The following is a 17761-nucleotide window of genomic DNA, read 5'->3' as shown; positions in this document are numbered from 1 at the left end:
TGTTTGCCCCATGATTTGGTCCGATTGTTAAGACCACACATGGGCTTATTTCAACTGCCGAAGCTGAAGGAACAAACGTGGACTGAAGAACGGCCTGGCCAATTGATGTTGACTCACATCTGGAGGTTCGAAATGGCAACGGTTGCAAACGTGCTACTGGATTTTGGGAACGAAGTCGCGATCACAATTCTGGATGACAGGACATGGTCAGTGACAGGAGACCCTAAAGGCGTCCTTGACGTGGATGGCGGGCCGTGGAAGGTCACACCGCCTACGGGAACGGAGCTAATCGGTGGAGGACTTACTCAGGTGGTTCTTTTGGGATGGACGCTTGCATCCATGCCCGCAGGGAAAACTGAAGAAGGTACGGCGTATTTGTTTCCAGAAACGGCCAACACAGTGGGTTCGTTCGAAGTCACCCAAGCGCTTTAAAGCTCAAGTGCGGAAAGATCTGAAAGCCATTGATTCCTGAAAAAAACATTGATCGCAGATCTCTTTATACGAGAGTTTCAAATTTACATTTCAGAGGCAGTGCGCCATCGGCTTTTTTGATGGAAAAGTTTCACATTCATGGAGTCGCAAGCTTAGGCAGCTCATGAACATCTATGACATAGCCTGTCGTTTAACATAATATACATTATGCGTAACAGGATATTTCAGAAGCAGGCTCGTTGCACAGGGATTTCAACGCTCTAATCGTCCCAAGGAATACTCATCGAATCGCCAGCGTATCAATCAACTGTCAGTTGTTCTGAAAATTGCTCTACCAGTTTTTGTTGGCTGACGATTTCCCTATCGGCAAAAATCAAGCCCTGGCGAAATGGCTTCGCTGGCCAGACCGAATCCTGATGAGCCCGTCATCAGCCGATGACGCTTTCCAGATTCCGCCAGCTATGTGCATTTGCAAACTTCACCCGGCAACAACGTCGTTGCGTTTTCAATGTGCCGGCTGGGAAAATCAGTGAGTACTCGATGGCGTCACCCAAATGGTAGTAATGCATCACGCCTGACTGGTTGGGGGAAAATGTCCTGTGGGCGAATCTTCAGCCATCCGCAATATCGTGAGCCGTCCCTGTTGGTCGGTATGGCTTGTTTGTCGGAGCGTAACGTCGATGGTATTCGCTGCATCTGGTGCAGTGCCAGTTCGAGTGCGACGATCAATTGTCCGGCTGAGTCCGTCGCGCACTGCTAACGTTTTTTGGCTTTTATTTACGTGTTTTCGCCGACGATCGGCGATTAACTCGACTAAACAGGCATTTAGCGTAGTTATAAAATTCATCCCTTCAACGCTCAGTTCGGATCCAGCAACCCGCCGCTCCAGTTGCGTGATACACGGCTACCGGTGAATTTGGCCACTACCGCGCCTTGTGGGATCAGGCGATCGCGATAACGCGTGACCATGCGCCCGGTTTGTTCGGCCAACAAGACGACTTGCGAAGACGGATCTCCCGGCCGGCGCAGGATTCGCGCAAACCGCTGGCCTTGCTCCACGACATCACCCAGTTCTTTTTCAAAGATCAGTACGCCCGATTGTGGCGCGAGAATGGTCTCCATCTGCGCCATGTCCCTGATCTCGACAGGCCATTCGGCCAGTGCGGTCACTTCGTCGATTGTTCCGTAGCCACACAGCCAGGCGTACAGGCCATCGGCGTCTTGCGTGGCGTACCGGTCGTTGACATCGCCCTGCCCTCGCAGCTCCAGGGTAGCGGCCATGCGACCGTGCGTCGTACCTTCGCGCAACCACGGTGCGATGACGGTTTCTTCGAATGAGCCATCGCCGCCATTGTCCCAGATGATTGCCACGTCCATCTTCATCGCTGTCGCCAGTTCGTGACCTCGGGGCCAGAAACTGCGATGCACGTAGAGATAGGGAAGTGCTTCGTCATCGGTATGCAGATCAAGCATCACCTCTGCCGACGCGGCCAGTTCTACCAGTTTCTTTTGCCATTGCTGGACATTCGTAGCCGGTTGTTCCATCGCGGCTGATTGATCGAAGCCCCGGTTGAAATTATGGCCGGTAGCATCGTGAAAGCGCCCCAGAATCCGACCTTGGCGAAACTGGCCGATGCCCAGGGGATTGGCCTGTGGCACCACGGTCACGCTGCCCTTCAGTCGGCCCTCGGCCTCGGCCACTGCAAGTCGTTGCATCAAGACGTGCAAGACCAGCATTCCGGCAATTTCATCGGCATGCACCCCAGCCTGCAAGTGCACCTTCGGCCCGGTATTGTCGCCTTCGAAACGCCAGGCACCGACCTGCACCGCGTCACCATTGTTGTTAAGAACGCTGAATGAAACGTCCTGCGCCATGCCCTTCCCCTCTGTCATGAACGTAATTTTTCAGCCTGGTCAACAGGCTCCAGTTCTGTCGTTGCTGGATAAAGGGGTTGCGACACGGAGCATTCAGCACCGACGACATCCTGTGAGGGATGCCGGCCGAAAATCATCGCCAGGGTGCCACTGACCGCGATCAAACCGGCGCCGATCATCAACGACACATCCATCAGCGTGCCCCAGATCAGGCTCGACAGCAGGAACGCCCAGATCAATCCCGTGTACTCGAAGGGTGCCAATACCGTCGCGGTGGCGCGCTGGAAACTGGCGAACAGCAGGAACTGGCCGATGCCGCCCAACAGGCCCGCTCCCAGCATGCCTAGCCAGGCCGGGGTCGGCGCTGGCGTATGGGTCCAGGGCAGTGCCACCGCCATGCAAATGACGAACACCACGTTGGTGATCAGCATCTGCTCCAGCACCGAGGTCTGGTCATCCACCTGGCGCAGCTGGATATAGGTGAATGCCCAGCACATCGCCGCCAACAGCGTCAGCACAATCGGCAGCGGATCGGCCAGATTGTTGGGGCGACAAGCAATCACCACGCCGACAAAACCGATGAGCAAGGTAAACCACTGCCAACCGCTGACGCGTTCCTTGAGTATCGTAGTCGCCAGCACCGTGACCATGATCGGCGCCGAAAAATACAACGTGGTCATTTCCGCGAGTGTCAGGTCCCGGGCTGCCGTGTAATACAGCAGCCACGCAGCGATCGACAGCAACCCGCGCACGACCAGCAAGCGGCGACTGGACGACTGCCACGCACGGCGCACCAGCGACAAACGCCCGATCAGCAAGCACGCAACCGCAACCACCAAGGCTCGCCAGAACAAAATGCTGACCACCGAATAGTCGGCCACCAGCCACTTGATGCCGGCGTCCTGCAACGACAGGAACGCGTAGCCCAAGGTGCACAGGCCGATGCCTTGCAGCGAGCGGTCAACCAACGGTTTGTTCATCATGCGGACCTGCGTACCGGCGTTCCCCGGCGCTCGAAAAAGGCAAACAAGGCTTCGATCAGGAACGTCAGACAGACGTAGACACCGGCCACCAGCAGCAACGGTTCGTAGACTTGCAGGGTTTGCGCTCGAACCACGTTGGCCGCCCCCAGCAGATCGATGACCGCGATGGTCGAGGCCAGCGCCGTGGACTTGAGCAGCATCACGGTTTCCCCGGCCAGGGTCGGCAACAGCAAACGCAAGGCCCGCGGCAGCCGCACGCGCAACAGTGCCTGGCGAGCCGTCATGCCAAACGCCGAGGCTGCTTCCATTTCACCCTTCGGGACGGCCAACAGACCGCCGCGGATCACTTCGCCGACATAGGCGCCAACCGACACCACCAGGGCAAACACGATGTACCAGTAACCATCGCGCAGGTACGGCCAGAGAAAACTGCCGCGAATCAGCGGGAACTGCGCAAACAGGCTGCCGAGTCCGTAGTAGAAGATGTAAATCTGAATCAGCAGCGGCGTGCCGCGGGTCACGCTGGTGTAAAACAGGCTGACCCTGGCGATCACTGTGTTCTTCGAGATTCGCGCCAGGGCTACCAAAATCGCCAGCAAGAAACCCAGCACACTGGCAATCAACAGAATCATGAGGGTCGTTTGCAGCCCCCTGATCAACAGCGATGCGTATTCAACTGTCCACGCTGGAATCATTTCATTTACTCAGCCGGTTTAGTCAACAAGAGGCATCCAGCGACGAATACGCCGCTCCAACCGTCCCGACAGGTAGTTCGACACCAGCGTCACCGCGTAATACAACGCCGCGGCCGTGAGGTAGAACAACAGATAGTGACGCGTCGAACCCGCCGCTTGCTTGGCGGTGTACAGCAACTCGTTGGTGCCGACCACGCTGATCAGGGCGCTGTCCTTGATCAGGTTGATCCACAGGTTGGCCATCCCCGCCATTGCGTAAGGGGCCATGATTGGCAACGTGACACGCCGGAACAGGCCAAAACCGTGCAAGCCGAAGGCCTTGCCTGCTTCGATCTGGCCATAGGGAATCGCCTGGATCGCCGCACGGAAAATCTCCGAGGCGTAGGCACCCTGCACCAGTCCCAGCACCACGATCGCCGCCAACGGGCCGCTGACATTGACCACCTCGTAACCCAGCGAGGTCATCAGCGAGTTGAGCAGCATCGAACCCATGTAGTACAGCAACAGAATCAGCAACAACTCCGGCACCGCGCGGAACAATGTGGTGTAACCGCGAGCCAGTGCTGCAATCGGTTTTGGCGCACCCAACTTGAGGCAGGCCACCAGCAAGCCGATCCCCAGCCCGAGCACGAATGCTCCGGCCGAGATCTGCAGGGTCATCCAGAGCCCCTTGAGCAGCGCCCCGCCCCACCCTTGCTCGCTGAAATTGATCAAATCGAACATTGCAGGCATTTCAGTCTCCCGTAACAACCGTGAACGCACCGCATAGCCTTTGTGGGAGCTGGCTTGCCAGCGAAGGCGGTACGTCAGGCACACCGCGTCGCGTCAATCGCCGGCAAGCCAGCTCCCACAGGGTTCTATATGCGCCCGGTTGGTCAGAACGTCGGCTTCACGCTTGTACCGAAGTAGCGCTGGGACAAGTCGTCATAGTCCTTGCTCGCCAGCAACTCCTGGATCGCCTTGTCGAGTTTGCTCTTGAGCTCGGTGTCGTCCTTGCGCAGACCGGCGCCCACGCCTTTGCCGAAGATCGGGTCGTATGGCACCGCGCCGAGGTAGGCCAGGTCTTTGGCATCCGGGGTCTTGACGAAAGCAGCCATGGCCGTGCCGTCGGCCATCATCAGGTCGATGCGGCCAGCGAGCAGGTCGGCGTTCACCGAGTCCTGGGTGTCGTAGTACTTCACGTCAGCAATTTTTTCGTAGTAGGTCTTCAGGTAGCTCGCACTGACTGTCGAGTTCTGCACGCCGATGGTTTTTCCTTTGAGGTCATCCGGGTACTTTTTGACGACGGCGTCCTTCGGCCCCACCACCGCGACCACCGAGTCGTAATAGGCTTTGCTGAATGCGATCTGTTTTTCGCGCTCTTCGGTCACCGACATCGAGGAGAAAATCACGTCGATTTTCTTCGCCAACAACGATGGAATGATCCCGTCCCACGCCACTTCCTTGATCTCGCACTCGGCCTTCATTTCGCTGCACAGCTTGTGAATCAAGTCGACCTCAAAACCTTTCCATTCACCGTTGGCCTGTTTTTCGGTGTACGGCGGATAAGGTTCCGCGGCGACTGCAAAGCGAATGGGCTGTGCCTGAGCTGCGGTCATGCCGGCCAGCAATACGCAGGCGGCGCCAGTCAACCAGTGTGCAAAACGTCGATTTCCCATGGTGTTTTCCCGTCTTTTTATGTGGCGTTAGCGAGTTTGATGAGCGTTGACGAACTGCCGGCAACGCTCGCTGCGTGGGTGTACGAACACTTCGTCCGGCGAACCGGTTTCCTCGATCAGGCCTTGATGCAAGAAGGCGACTTTGGAAGAGACATCGCGTGCGAAGGCCATTTCATGGGTCACCAGGATCATGGTCCGGCCTTCTTCGGCGAGGGAGCGGATCACCCGCAGCACTTCCCCGACCAGTTCCGGGTCGAGAGCCGAGGTGGGTTCATCGAACAGCATGACCTTGGGCCGCATGGCCAGGGCCCGGGCGATGGCCACCCGTTGTTGCTGTCCCCCGGAAAGAAACGCCGGGTACTCGTTGCGCTTGGCCGCCAGCCCCACGCGTTCGAGCAAGGCTTCGGCGCGTTCGGTGGCCTCCGCTTTGCTTTCGCGCAGGACTTGGGTCGGCGCTTCGATGAGGTTCTCCAGCACCGTACGATGGGGCCAGAGGTTGAAGTTCTGGAACACCATGCCCAGGCTGGACCGAATGCGCACCAGTTGCCTGGCGTCGCAAATGAGCGGCGCGCCGGGGCGGGTGTGATTGAGGTGAATGCTTTCGCCGTCCACCAGAATGCGCCCCTGGTCCGGCACTTCGAGCATGTTGATGCAGCGCAACAAAGTGCTTTTGCCCGAACCGCTGGCGCCAATCAGTGAAATCACTTCCCCTTCACGGGCGGTCAGGGACACGCCTTTGAGCACTTCGATATTGCCGAAGTGCTTGTGCAGTTTCTCGACCTCGATCATGGTCCGCGCCGCGACGGGTTCGACCTTTGCCTCGGTCGCGACACACGTGATCACGGGTCGCGGCGCTTCGCCCTTCAATACCAGGACGAAATCCCGAATGCGCTGGCAAGCCTCGGCCAGCCGCTCTTCAGCCAAAGTGAAGGACAGGCGCACAAAGCCTTGGGCCGGTTCGCCGAAAGCCGCCGCGTCCAGCACCGATACCCTCGCCTCCCGCAACAGGCGCCAGGCAAATTCCAGCGAAGTCAGGCCAGTGCCACGCACGTCCACCAGCACGAACATGCCGGCATCGGGTTTGAGCACTGAAATGCCCGGGCAATCGGACAGCCCGTTCACCACCAGATCACGGCGGCGGCGATAGATGTCGCGCATGCCGTGGGTCACTTCAGCGTGGGCCTCGACAGCCTTGAGCGCGGCTTCCATGACGAACCCCGGCAAACCGTAGAGCATGCTCAGGACCAGGGTTTCGGCATGCGCGATCAGGGCGGGGTCGGCAACGATCCAGCCGATCCGCCAACCGGTCATGGCGTGGGATTTCGACAGACTGCCAATGACCACGCAACGCTCGGCCATGCCCGGCAGCGCTGCCAGGCTCAGGTGCTCGCGTTCGAAAGCCAGGCTCTCGTAGACCTCATCGACGACCACCCACAGGTTATGAGCGATCGCCAGGTCTGCGATGGCTTGCAGCTCTTCGCGATTGAGCATCACGCCAGTGGGGTTGTTGGGGTTGGACAGGAAAATCGCCCGGGTTCGTGGAGTAATGGCTTTTGCCAATACGGCAGCGTCGAGACGGAAATCATCCATCGCCGAGCACGGTACCCGCACCAGGGTGGCGCCAGAAGCCTTGAGCGTCGCTTCGTAGGTCACGTACATCGGATCGAGGGCAATCACTTCGTCCCCCGCACTGAGCAGGCACATCGAGGTGACGAACAAGGCGTTCTGCGCACCGGCCACGGTGATCACATTTGCCGCCTGCACCTCGCGCCCGAACAGCTTGCCGTAGCGCGCCGCGATGGCTTCGCGCAACGCCTGGCGGCCGGCGATTTCGGTGTAGTGGGTATCTCCTTCGCGCAACGCCTGGATGGCGGCATCGGTAATGAAATCGGGGGTTGGGAAATCCGGGTCGCCGACACTGAGAATGATCACATCCTCACCATTGCGGCGGGCTTCGAACGCCGCATTGTGAATATCCCAGGCAGCGACACCTTGACCTGAGATCCGCTCAACAAAAGGTGAAAACCGCATGCCAGTGCCTCGTTCAAATAGAAGAAACGCAAGCCCGCAACCAGCCGGGAAAGAAGGTGGAACGAACATAGACCAGGCTGAACACTCGTTCAACAGAAAAGTCGTGGTGGTTCGCGTTCAGCGTAAACAGGTCGTTTTTGCGACAGTGGTGGCGTTTTTACGCCGCGTGACGTTGAAACACAGCGGCAGTCGTCCGGGCGTCTATGCTGCTGTGATGTTCTTGGTCGGAAAACGCGTAATGCATTCAGGTACCCTCCAGCTGCTGCTGTCTGCCGTGCTTGTCCTTGGCGGTTGCGTGCGGTTGGGACCGGACTTTCAATCGCCCGGCGAAACGTGGATCGATCACTGGAACACCCCGGCCCTTGAGCACGCCAGCCAACGTGCAGTGAATCCGGACATCCGCCAGTGGTGGCAAGTGTTCGCCGACCCGGCGCTGGACCAGTTGATTGCCGAATCCGATGCGCACAACGCCAGCCTGAAGATCGCCGGGTTGCGCGTCATGGAAGCTCGCGCACAATTGGGCATTGCCCAAAGCGGTCTCTATCCGCAACTGCAGCAGGTCAGCGTTGACAGCCTTTACGTCAACCGGCGGCAGTCCGGCGGCAATAACCCTGTCGACAGCCATTTCTGGCAGCACAGCGCCGGCTTCGATGTGGGCTGGGAATTGGATTTCTGGGGCCGTTTCAGCCGCGCCATCGAGTCTTCCGATGCCAGTTACTTCGCTGCCGAAGCCAATTATGAAGATGCGCTGGTATTGCTCCGGGCTCAGGTTGCCGATACCTATTTTTCCCTGCGCACTACCGAAGCGCGTTTGCGTGTGGCTCGGGAAAACGCCCGCCAGCAACAGCGCAATTACGAGATAACGGAAAAACTGTTCATGAGTGGCCAGACGGCTGAACTCGACTTGCAACAAGCCAAGACCCAATACCTGGGCACCTTGAGCACAATCCCCGTTCTCGAGGATCAGATCGGTCGAATCCGCAATGCCCTGGCGGTGTTGATTGGTCGTCCACCCGGGGCGCTGCCGCTGATGGCCGAGAACACTGGGTTGATTCCGTTGGTGGACCGTGCGGTGCTGCAGGATGTCCCGGCCAATCTGCTGCTGCGTCGCCCGGACATACGCGCCGCAGAACTGAATGTCGCCGCCCAATCGGCATTGATCGGCGTGGCCGAAACCGATTTCTACCCGTCGTTGACGTTGCTGGGCAGTATCGTCTGGTCCGCCGATACCTTGAGCGGGACATCCCGCAGCCTCGACCTGATTGGCGGCCCAAGCCTGCGTTGGAACGTGTTCGACTATGGCCGTATCAGCAACAACGTGCGCGTGCAGGATGCGCGGTTGCAGCAATTGATCGAGGCCTACCGCGACAAAGTCCGCCAGGCCGCGCGCGAGGCCGATGATGCAGCCAATGGACTGGTTCGCGCATTGCAGCGCGAACGCATTCTGCGTGAGGCCGAAGGCGCGGCCAAACGTTCATTGGAGCTGGCCAACGCGCTGTATCGCGAAGGCTATTCGGATTTCCAGCGCGTACTCGATGCACAGCGTGCACTGCTTGAACTCCAGGACAGTTACCTGCTCAGTCGCGGCGATGCCGTGAGCAACGTGATTGCCTTGTACAAGGCACTCGGCGGCGGTTGGTACAGCGCCCAAGCCCGAGTCGACTCCACGACGCGCAAGCAGATGGAGCAACGCACGGACTGGGGCGACTTGCTGACTGATCCCTCTGCCGACCTTCCCGTATCCCCTTTGCCCGACCAGGTGAAAAACCATGAGTGAAGCCGCGCCCGTGACGCCCGACGCGCCCTCCCCGCCGCCCGCCGAACCGGCTGCCGACCCGACTGGCAAAGGCATCAAGTGGGTTTTGTTGCTGATCGTCCTGAGCCTTGCGTGGTACCTGCTGGCAGACCGATTCACGCCCTATACGCAACAGGCACGGGTCGGTGCGTTCGTGATTCCGGTGGCGGCGGAAGTCGCGGGGCGGGTAACCCGCGTCAATGTGCGCAACAACCAGGACGTCAAGGCCGGGGAAGTGATTTTCGAGATCGATCCGCAGCCGTATCAGATTGCCGTCGACCGTGCCCGCGCCGACCTCGAATCCACCCGCCGGCAGATCGGCGCCAGTACCGCCGGCATTGCTTCGGCCCAGGCCAGCTTGCGTGCGGCGCAAGCCAACGAGCTCAAGGCGCGCCAGGACAATCAGCGCTTGGAAGGGTTGTATCGAGAGGACCCGGGAACCATTTCCGTGCGTTTGCTGGAAGTTTCCCGCGCCAACCGCGAAGCGGCGGTCAGCCAGGTGGCCGCCGCCCGCGCCGAGGTCCAGCGCGCCCGTGAAACGGAGGGTGGCAGCGCGGAAGACAACGCCCTGCTGCGTAGCGCCGCGACGGCATTGTCAAAAGCTGAACTGGACCTTTCCAACACGCAGATCCGCGCCCGTTCGGCCGGTTTGATCACTGACCTGCGCACCGATGTCGGCCAATTCGCCGCAGCCGGCAACCCGGTCATGACCCTGATTGCCATCCACGATGTATGGATCAGCGCCGACATGACTGAAAACAACCTCGGCCTGGTCAAGCCTGAAACCCCGGTGTCGATTGTGCTCGATGCCCTGCCCGGTGAAGTGTTCGAGGGGCGCATACGCAGCATCGGTTACGGCGTCAGCGTTGGCCAACCCGCCGCGCCCGGCAGCCTGCCGACCGTGCAGAACAGCCGCGACTGGCTGCGTCCCGCGCAACGCTTCCCGGTGATCATCGAGTTTTCCCCTGACGCCCTGGCGAAGCTGCGTGACAACCGCGGCATCCGCGCTGGCGGCCAGGCGGAAGTCATGGCTTTTCCCTCTGAAGATAATCTGCTGAACCCACTGGGTCGGGTGTTCCTGCGGCTGATGAGTTGGCTGTCGTATGTTTACTAGCGCACAGCGCACGCCCAGGGCTCAGCGTGCATTGCGCCTGGCCACTGGCACGTCGGTATGCCTGGCCGCCAGTTTTGGCCTGGCACTGCCGATCCCTTTTTTAGCCCCGGTGCTCTGTGCGCTGCTGCTCGCGTCCGCCAATCGGCCGCTACCGTTCAAGACAGCAGTGGTATTGGCGCTGGCTGCAATGCTGACCACCGGCACCGGCCTGTTGTTGATCCCGGTACTGCGTTACTACCCCAACACCGGGGTGCTGTTGATCGGCCTGTGCCTGTTCCTGGTTTTTCGCTTCGGCTTGCGGGGCGGCAATAACCTGATCGTCACGTTTCTGGTGATTGGCCTGACCCTGATTTCCTCGGCGGGTGTTGCCGATTTTGGCCTGGCAGTCATGGTCATCACGGCCATGGTCTCGGGACTGCTTCTGGCAGTGATCGTCGGCATGTTCAGTCACTGGCTGTTCCGCGAACCGGTCAACGCACCGGCTCAGCCCCCTTCCCCAGCCCTCCCGACGAGCGAAGTGGACCGAATCGCCTTGCGCGCCACCTTGATCGTGGTTCCGGCATTCCTGCTCGCTTTGATTGATCCGGCAAGTTACCTGCCCATCGTCCTCAAGGCGGTCAACCTGGGGCAACAGAGTTCGACGACCTCGGCGCGAAACGCCGCACGCGAGCTGATCGGATCGACCCTGCTCGGGGGGCTGTTGGCCGTGATGTTCTGGTGGGCGCTCAGCCTGTTCGCCCACTTGTGGATGTTCTTCTTGTGGATGCTGTTGTTCGCCCTGATCGTCGCGCGCAAGCTCTACGGGTTGAAATCGGGCCGCTTTAGCCCGGGATTCTGGCTCAACAGCCTGCTGACCCTGATCATCCTGCTGGGCCAATCTGTTCAGGACAGTGCAGAAGGCAAGGACGTACAGACCGCATTTGCCGTGCGCATGGCGCTGTTCATCGGCGTAACGCTGTATGCGTGCTTGATGGTTCATTTACTTGAACAGCGGCAAAAACCAACCCGAGCGGATGCCGCCACTGCTCCATAGCAACCGGCGATTCTCAGGGATTGACTTGATAACCCTTGCCTTGCAGGCAACTGGTATAAGCCGTCGCCGTGTTCGCGGTGTTGGTCTTCTCCTGCGCGCGTCGCTCCTGACGCTGGCGCGAGCCACCGACCACGGCACCGGCCGCTGCGGTTTCCTTGGCGCGGTTCTGGCGGTAATCCTGTTTGGTGTCGTCGTCGACGCGATCATAAAACTCGTCGTGCTGCCGCCCGCGCACCTGCGCACCCGCAGCCCCGGCAGCCGCACCGGCCACGGCGCCCTTGACCCGACCTCCGGAGGGCGTCGATGAGGTCGACGCCGTCTGACTGGCGGCAATGTTGTTGCACTCGGTGATATCCATTTGAGTCTGCTGCGAACTCTGGCCTTTCAACGGCGTCACCGTCTGCGCCCATCCCTGGACACTGAAAAAACACAAGGCAACGCACAGGCCGATAGGTGACAAGCGTTTCATGTTGACCTCCGACTGAAGTCGGGCTGGGTGAAGTAGAAACAGTGTAGTTCACCCCCCGGCCCGCTCTTGGCTCCGAGCGTTAAACGGTCAGTCGGGCAGCGCGACTTAAGTGTTGCGTATAAGGCATGTGCCACACCATGAAGGTCTCTGCACATCAAAACCTACATAGGATATGAAAGATCTACCTATCAGTTCTGCTAGTACCCACCACCTTCATTTCCGCCGATACTCAAGCCTCTCAAGCCTCTCAAGCCTCTCAAGCCTTGAAAGTGAGGAACTTCCATGCTTTCCCCGCAAAGTTGTGTACTCGCCCGCTATAGCTACGATCCCCTGGATCGGTTGATCAGCCACACCCGGTCAACCGCTCCAGCGCTCCGTTTCTATTGCGAAAACCGCTTGGTCACTGAGATACAGGGAGCGCTCAGGCACTCCATCGTTCAGCATGACGATCTGTTGCTGGCGCAACAACAGCACGAGAACGAGGTCTTCGGTACTACTTTGCTGGCAACCGACTTACAGCGCTCGGTGCTACACACGCTAGAGAAGAACACTGAAAGTCAACCTATTGCCTACTCCGCCTACGGTCACCGAAGCGCCGAAAGTGGGTTAACCAGTCGGTTGGGCTTCAACGGTGAACGGCCTGATCCAATGACCGGACATTACTTGTTGGGGAATGGTTATCGGGCGTTCAATCCTGCGTTGATGCGATTCAATAGTCCGGACAGTTTGAGTCCGTTCGGAAAAGGCGGTTTTAATTCGTATACGTACTGTTTGGGAGACCCGATTAATGGACGCGATCCCAATGGGCATTGGTCACTGTTTCGTAGGACCGTAGAAATCGACGGAATGAAATTACAGGTGTACAGAAGAGCAACCCGTCGGGAGATAGCAAATGTAATAGACGAAACAAGTAGAATAAACGAAAGTATCCAAGGCAAAAAATATGAAATTAACCAGATTTTTCGTGCGGACAAGAATGAATTTTTAAAGAAAATTCCTTTAAAAGATTTAGCGAAAGACGTCATCAACACAAACCCAAGCGTGAGTACAAAAGAATTACCACCCACACTTCAAACATTTTTAGAAACCAAGCCAGCTTCAGCCGATTTTTTTGAACTTGAAAGGGGTGGCACTGTTGATATAACGAGATTAGGACACCTTTCGTTGGATGCAGGCGATAAACGACATCTTTCAGACCTAACGAAAAACTTCCTAGAGAAAACATCTAGTTTACTCAAAGAAATTTCCGACTTACGGACTCAAAAACACAGGCTTCAGTTGAGCATTGGACGCTTTAAACTCTAAACTCACTAGCTGTTAATTGGCCCTCCATCAAGGACCAATTAACAGCTAGTTAAATCAAATCACTTTTCGACGACCGTTGAATTAAACAAAGGATAAAGTTGCTCATCAAACTGCGCCAGCTTCGGAAACACCAGCGGCTGCTCATCACTCAAATGCTGCAACCTCTGCCCGTAATCAGCCAGAAACTGCTGGCGAGCCTCTTCGCTGATATACGGCACATGCCATGCCACGAACGGCTGCAGCACATCGAAACCCACATAAGCCAGGGTGCCGCGCAGGATCGGCCGCAACATGTCCTCCAGCGGTCCGTGAATGGCGCCATCACCGAACATGTGCTCACGCCCGCCAAGCGTCACCGTCACCAGCGCTTTCTTGCCTGCCAAACCACCCTGATCGTAAAAACGTTTGCCGCCGTAACAGATACCCGACACCAGCACCCGGTCGATCCAGCCTTTGAGCATGGCCGGGGCGGAGAACCAGAAGATCGGGAAGTTGAGGATCAGCAGGTCGGCCCACAGCAGTTTGTCCAGCTCGGCCTGGATGTCCGGCGCTAGGGACTGGCTTTTCACGCCGAGGCGTTGTTCCAGGGCGTAGACCAGGTATTGCGGGTTTTCCCGCGACGAGAAGTCAGCGTCGCTGGCCACTGGGTTCCAGTTCATTTTGTACAGGTCGCTGACCTGCACTTCATGGCCTTGGGCTTCGAGGGTGGCTAGCGCTTGATCACGCAGGGCGGCGGTGAAGGATTTTGGCTCCGGGTGAGCGTGGACGATCAATACTTTCATGGTGGTTCCTTAGACTTTTTCCAGCGTAGGGTTTGAATTCTTGGTGCGGCTCGCCAGCAAACGGTCGAGCCAGTCCGGGTCCATTTGCGGTTCGGAAGAAAACAGCAGTCCGGTGTAGTCCTCGTGCGGCGGCGTGAAGATCTGGCTGCGCGTGCCTTGGTCGACCACCCTGCCCCGCTGCATCACCAGCACGTGATCGGCAATCGCCCGCACGGTGGCGACGTCATGGGTGATGAACAGGTAGGCGACGCCGAGCTGTTGCTGTATGCGGTTGAGCAGCTTGAGCACGCCTTCGGCCACCAATTGATCGAGGGCGGACGTCACTTCATCGCAGATGATCAATTGCGGATCGGCCGCCAATGCCCTGGCAATGCAGATGCGTTGCTTCTGCCCTCCGGACAACTCCCGGGGCTGGCGCTCCATGAAGGTTGCCGGGTCCAGCTCGATCATTTCCAGCAACTCGGCGACCCGTGTGCGCATCGCTTTGCCTTTGAGCCCCAGATAAAACGTCAGCGGCCGGCCGATGATGTCGACGATGCGCTGACGCGGGTTCAGTGCGGTGTCCGGGATCTGATAGATCATCTGGATGCGCCGCAGTTGCTCTTTGCAGCGCTGGCGAAAGTCCGCCGGCAGTGGCTGGCCGTCATACAGCACCTCGCCATAGGTGGGCGGCAGCAAACCGGTGATCAACCGAGCCGTAGAGCTTTTGCCACTGCCCGATTCGCCGATCACCGCCAGGGTCTGGCCGCGATACAGCTGCAACGAAACGTCATGCAGCACCGGTTGATGTCCGTAGCTGGCGCAACTCTTGCGCAGTTCAAGCAGCGGCTGTTCCTGCTGTGGACACGCCTTGGGTTCAGTGCGGAAACTGCGCACCGCCCACAACGATTTGGTGTAGTCCTCCTGCGGGTCGCCGAGCATCTTGCGGGTCACGGCCTCTTCCACCCGTTTGCCGTGACGCAGCACCATGATGCGGTCGGCCATTTGCGCGACCACCGCAAGATCGTGGCTGATGTAGATCGCCGCGCTGCCGTAGGTCTTCACCGCATCGCGTATCGCCGCGAGCACTTCGATCTGGGTGGTGACGTCCAGCGCGGTGGTCGGTTCGTCGAAGATGATCAGGTCCGGGTGGCAAGCCATGGCCATGGCGGTCATCACTCGCTGTAACTGACCGCCAGACACTTGATGCGGATAGCGCTGGCCGATGGTTTCCGGACTGGGCAGACGCAGCACGCGATACAGCTCAACGGCTTCGGCCATGGCCTGATCGCGGCTCATACCCCCGTTTGTCACGGCGGTTTCAACGTGCTGGTCAATCAGCCGATGGGCAGGATTGAACGAGGCCGCCGCACTTTGCGCTACATAAGCGATGCGCAAACCGCGCAGCTTGCGCAGGGCTTCGGGTTTGGCCTTGAGCAAGTCGATGCCGTCGAAATGCACCGAGCCTCCAGTGATCCGGCAGCCGTCACGGGTGTAGCCCATGGCCGCCAGCCCTAGGGTCGACTTCCCCGCGCCGGACTCACCGATCAGTCCCAGGACCTCGCCGCGTTGCAGTGTCAGGTCGATGCCCTTGATCAGCGGATGCCACGCGTCTTCGTAGTGACCTTCGATGTGCAGGTCGCGGATTTCCAGCAATGGTTTGGACGTCGTCATGTTCAGCACTCCTTTAGGCCGCTGGACTTGTGCAGCATCCAGTCGACGACGAAGTTGACGCTGACCGTGATCAACGCCACGGCCAGGGCGGGCAGCAGCGGGCTGATGTCGCCGAAGGTGATCAGCACGGCGTTGTCGCGCACCATGCTGCCCCAGTCGGCGGTGGGCGGTTGAATGCCCAGGCCGAGGAACGACAAGGCACTGATGAACAGGAACACGAAACAGAAGCGCAGGCCGAACTCGGCAATCAGTGGCGCTGCGGCATTGGGTAGCACTTCACGGGTCACCAGCCAGTACAGGCCTTCCCCCCGCAAGCGTGCGGCTTCGACGAAGTCTTGCACCACCACGTTCATCGCCACCGCCCGTGACAGGCGAAACACCCGGGTCGCATCCAGCAGCGCAATCACCAGCACGAGCGAGGTCGCCGTGGTGCCGACCACGCTGAGGATAAGCAACGCGAAGATCAATTGCGGAATCGCCATCAGAATATCCACGACTCGCGACAAACCCTGATCGATCCAGCCCCCCTTGATCGCTGCAACCAACCCGCACGAACCACCAAGCAAGAACGCCAGCAGCGTGGTCAGGAAGGCAATGCCCAGGGTGTTGCGGGCGCCGTAGACCAGACGGCTGAACATGTCACGCCCCAGGTTATCGGTGCCCAACAGGAACTGCCCGCCCCAGGGTGCGAAGCCCTCGCCCACGACCTGGGTTTCACCGAACGGTGCAAGCAGCGGCGCGAACAACGCCACGAGGATGTACAGCACAATCACCAGCAGCCCGAATTTCGCGCTCAGCGGCGCCCGGATCAATTGTTTGAACAGGTTCATGAACTACCCCTTCGGATGCATCAGGCGTGGATTGCTGGCGATCGACAGCACATCGGCGCTGGTGTTGAGCAGGATGTACGTCGCGGCAAAGATCAGGCTGCAGGCCTGTACCACCGGAATGTCGCGCTTGGCCACCGAGTCCACCAATAACTGACCGAGCCCCGGATAGACAAACACCACCTCGACCACCACCACGCCGACCACCAGGTACGCCAGGTTCAACGCGACGACGTTGACGATCGGCGCCAGGGCGTTGGGCAAGGCATGGCGAAAGATGATCCGCGATTGGCTGATGCCCTTGAGCCGGGCCATTTCGATGTAGGGGCTGGCCAGCAAATTGATCAGGGATGCGCGAGTCATGCGCATCATCTGCGCGATCACCACCAGGCTCAGGGTCGCCACCGGCAGCACCGAACGTTCCAGCACTGTGCCGAGGGAGGCGTCTGGCGACAGGTTGGAGATGCTCGGGAACCAGTTGAGCTTGACCGCGAACAGCAGAATCAGGATGTAGGCGACGAAGAACTCGGGGAACGACACAGCGCTCAACGCCGAGGTATTGAGCAAGCGATCAAACCAGCTATTGCGATACAACGCCGCGAGCATGCCCAGCAGCAACGCCAGTGGCACCGATACCAGCGCCGCCAGCAATGCGAGGCTGAAGGTGTTGCCCAGGCGCGAACCGACCAGGTCGGCGATGGGTCGCTGGTTGGCCAGTGACACGCCGAGATCGCCCTGCAGCAATTGCCAGATCCAGTGCCCGAAACGGGTCAGCGGCGGCAGGTCCAGGCCCAATTGCGCGCGGTAAGCCGCCACGGTTTCCGGAGTGGCGGACTGGCCGAGCATGGCTTGGGCGATGTCACCCGGGAGCAGGCCGACAGCCAGGAAGATGATCACCGATACGGCGAACAGCGATAACAGGCCCAGGGCCAAACGTTGCCCCAACAGCTTGAAAATACTTCTCATCATGCAGTTCCTTAAGACGGATTGCAGGCCTTGAATGATCGTTCCAACGCTTCGCGTGGGAATGCAGCCCGTGACGCTCCGCGTCACTGGACGCAGAGCGTCCCTAGAGACATTCCCAACGCTTCGCGTGGGAATGCAGCCCG

16 protein-coding genes are annotated in these 17761 nt (G+C 59.0%); 5 read left to right on the top strand and 11 right to left on the bottom strand.

Annotation, left to right across the window (positions count from 1 at the left end; genetic code table 11):
• Positions 1–39: 39 nt before the first annotated feature.
• A complete protein-coding gene (locus ASD60_RS18150; protein ID WP_056855326.1) occupies positions 40–432 on the top strand; it encodes a hypothetical protein in 393 nt (130 codons plus the stop codon).
• An 858-nt stretch (positions 433–1290) separates the two neighbouring features.
• On the opposite strand, the gene ASD60_RS18145 is transcribed toward ASD60_RS18150, so the two are convergent.
• The 6 genes from ASD60_RS18145 to ASD60_RS29670 form a co-directional block, all read right to left on the bottom strand.
• Positions 1291–2307, bottom strand: coding sequence for a succinylglutamate desuccinylase/aspartoacylase domain-containing protein (locus tag ASD60_RS18145; protein ID WP_056855325.1), 1017 nt, complete (start codon positions 2305–2307; stop codon positions 1291–1293).
• A 14-nt stretch (positions 2308–2321) separates the two neighbouring features.
• Positions 2322–3287: a DMT family transporter gene (locus ASD60_RS18140; protein ID WP_056855324.1), complete on the bottom strand. Its 966-nt coding sequence runs from the start codon at positions 3285–3287 to the stop codon at positions 2322–2324.
• Entirely contained in the window at positions 3287–3985 is a 699-nt protein-coding gene (locus ASD60_RS18135) for an ABC transporter permease subunit (protein ID WP_056855323.1), read from the bottom strand. Before ASD60_RS18135 ends, ASD60_RS18140 begins: the two co-directional genes overlap by 1 nt.
• A gap of 18 nt (positions 3986–4003) precedes the next feature.
• A complete protein-coding gene (locus ASD60_RS18130) occupies positions 4004–4717 on the bottom strand; it encodes an ABC transporter permease (protein ID WP_056855322.1) in 714 nt (237 codons plus the stop codon).
• A gap of 143 nt (positions 4718–4860) precedes the next feature.
• Positions 4861–5643, bottom strand: coding sequence for a transporter substrate-binding domain-containing protein (locus ASD60_RS18125; RefSeq protein WP_056855321.1), 783 nt, complete (start codon positions 5641–5643; stop codon positions 4861–4863).
• Positions 5644–5670: 27 nt separating this feature from the next.
• Entirely contained in the window at positions 5671–7674 is a 2004-nt protein-coding gene (locus ASD60_RS29670) for an aminotransferase class I/II-fold pyridoxal phosphate-dependent enzyme (RefSeq protein WP_056855320.1), read from the bottom strand.
• 238 nt (positions 7675–7912) lie between these two features.
• Here ASD60_RS29670 and ASD60_RS18115 point away from each other — a divergent pair, with 238 nt between their 5' ends.
• Genes ASD60_RS18115 through ASD60_RS18105 form a run of 3 tightly spaced genes read left to right on the top strand, consistent with a single transcriptional unit; the run spans position 7913 to position 11616 of the window.
• Complete coding sequence (locus ASD60_RS18115) at positions 7913–9451, top strand: efflux transporter outer membrane subunit (protein ID WP_056855586.1); 1539 nt, start codon at positions 7913–7915, stop codon at positions 9449–9451.
• Positions 9444–10583, top strand: coding sequence for an HlyD family secretion protein (locus ASD60_RS18110; protein WP_056855319.1), 1140 nt, complete (start codon positions 9444–9446; stop codon positions 10581–10583). The genes ASD60_RS18115 and ASD60_RS18110 overlap by 8 nt, the downstream gene beginning before the upstream one ends.
• Positions 10573–11616 (top strand): DUF2955 domain-containing protein, encoded by a 1044-nt coding sequence (locus ASD60_RS18105; protein WP_056855318.1) that lies wholly within the window; start codon positions 10573–10575, stop codon positions 11614–11616. Before ASD60_RS18110 ends, ASD60_RS18105 begins: the two co-directional genes overlap by 11 nt.
• Before the next feature lie 13 nt (positions 11617–11629).
• Here the strand turns inward: ASD60_RS18105 and ASD60_RS18100 are convergent, their stop codons facing one another.
• Entirely contained in the window at positions 11630–12085 is a 456-nt protein-coding gene (locus ASD60_RS18100; RefSeq protein WP_056855317.1) for a YMGG-like glycine zipper-containing protein, read from the bottom strand.
• A gap of 282 nt (positions 12086–12367) precedes the next feature.
• Between ASD60_RS18100 and ASD60_RS18095 the strand changes: the two genes are divergently transcribed.
• Positions 12368–13390: an RHS repeat-associated core domain-containing protein gene (locus ASD60_RS18095; protein WP_056855316.1), complete on the top strand. Its 1023-nt coding sequence runs from the start codon at positions 12368–12370 to the stop codon at positions 13388–13390.
• 59 nt (positions 13391–13449) lie between these two features.
• On the opposite strand, the gene ASD60_RS18090 is transcribed toward ASD60_RS18095, so the two are convergent.
• The 4 genes from ASD60_RS18090 to ASD60_RS18075 are packed head-to-tail and all read right to left on the bottom strand — an operon-like array spanning position 13450 to position 17618.
• The gene (locus ASD60_RS18090; protein ID WP_056855315.1) at positions 13450–14172 is read right to left on the bottom strand and encodes an NAD(P)H-dependent oxidoreductase; all 723 of its coding nucleotides are present in this window, start codon (positions 14170–14172) and stop codon (positions 13450–13452) included.
• 9 nt (positions 14173–14181) lie between these two features.
• Positions 14182–15825: an ABC transporter ATP-binding protein gene (locus tag ASD60_RS18085; RefSeq protein WP_056855314.1), complete on the bottom strand. Its 1644-nt coding sequence runs from the start codon at positions 15823–15825 to the stop codon at positions 14182–14184.
• 2 nt (positions 15826–15827) lie between these two features.
• Positions 15828–16655 (bottom strand): ABC transporter permease, encoded by an 828-nt coding sequence (locus tag ASD60_RS18080; RefSeq protein WP_056855313.1) that lies wholly within the window; start codon positions 16653–16655, stop codon positions 15828–15830.
• Positions 16656–16658: 3 nt separating this feature from the next.
• Positions 16659–17618, bottom strand: coding sequence for an ABC transporter permease (locus tag ASD60_RS18075; RefSeq protein ID WP_056855312.1), 960 nt, complete (start codon positions 17616–17618; stop codon positions 16659–16661).
• Positions 17619–17761 lie beyond the last annotated feature (143 nt).

Origin of the sequence: Pseudomonas sp. Root562, from assembly GCF_001427125.1 — a bacterium.
Taxonomy (GTDB): domain Bacteria; phylum Pseudomonadota; class Gammaproteobacteria; order Pseudomonadales; family Pseudomonadaceae; genus Aquipseudomonas.
The sequence above is the reverse complement of the archived record's forward strand: the minus strand, read 5'-3'. Positions and strand labels throughout refer to the sequence as shown.

Coding starts and splice junctions, on each gene's coding strand:
- ASD60_RS18150 (WP_056855326.1), top strand. CDS start 40: ATGGGCTTATTTCAACTGCCGAAGCTGAAGGAACAAACGTGGACTGAA.
- ASD60_RS18145 (WP_056855325.1), bottom strand. CDS start 2,307: ATGGCGCAGGACGTTTCATTCAGCGTTCTTAACAACAATGGTGACGCG.
- ASD60_RS18140 (WP_056855324.1), bottom strand. CDS start 3,287: ATGAACAAACCGTTGGTTGACCGCTCGCTGCAAGGCATCGGCCTGTGC.
- ASD60_RS18135 (WP_056855323.1), bottom strand. CDS start 3,985: ATGATTCCAGCGTGGACAGTTGAATACGCATCGCTGTTGATCAGGGGG.
- ASD60_RS18130 (WP_056855322.1), bottom strand. CDS start 4,717: ATGCCTGCAATGTTCGATTTGATCAATTTCAGCGAGCAAGGGTGGGGC.
- ASD60_RS18125 (WP_056855321.1), bottom strand. CDS start 5,643: ATGGGAAATCGACGTTTTGCACACTGGTTGACTGGCGCCGCCTGCGTA.
- ASD60_RS29670 (WP_056855320.1), bottom strand. CDS start 7,674: ATGCGGTTTTCACCTTTTGTTGAGCGGATCTCAGGTCAAGGTGTCGCT.
- ASD60_RS18115 (WP_056855586.1), top strand. CDS start 7,913: ATGCATTCAGGTACCCTCCAGCTGCTGCTGTCTGCCGTGCTTGTCCTT.
- ASD60_RS18110 (WP_056855319.1), top strand. CDS start 9,444: ATGAGTGAAGCCGCGCCCGTGACGCCCGACGCGCCCTCCCCGCCGCCC.
- ASD60_RS18105 (WP_056855318.1), top strand. CDS start 10,573: ATGTTTACTAGCGCACAGCGCACGCCCAGGGCTCAGCGTGCATTGCGC.
- ASD60_RS18100 (WP_056855317.1), bottom strand. CDS start 12,085: ATGAAACGCTTGTCACCTATCGGCCTGTGCGTTGCCTTGTGTTTTTTC.
- ASD60_RS18095 (WP_056855316.1), top strand. CDS start 12,368: ATGCTTTCCCCGCAAAGTTGTGTACTCGCCCGCTATAGCTACGATCCC.
- ASD60_RS18090 (WP_056855315.1), bottom strand. CDS start 14,172: ATGAAAGTATTGATCGTCCACGCTCACCCGGAGCCAAAATCCTTCACC.
- ASD60_RS18085 (WP_056855314.1), bottom strand. CDS start 15,825: ATGACGACGTCCAAACCATTGCTGGAAATCCGCGACCTGCACATCGAA.
- ASD60_RS18080 (WP_056855313.1), bottom strand. CDS start 16,655: ATGAACCTGTTCAAACAATTGATCCGGGCGCCGCTGAGCGCGAAATTC.
- ASD60_RS18075 (WP_056855312.1), bottom strand. CDS start 17,618: ATGAGAAGTATTTTCAAGCTGTTGGGGCAACGTTTGGCCCTGGGCCTG.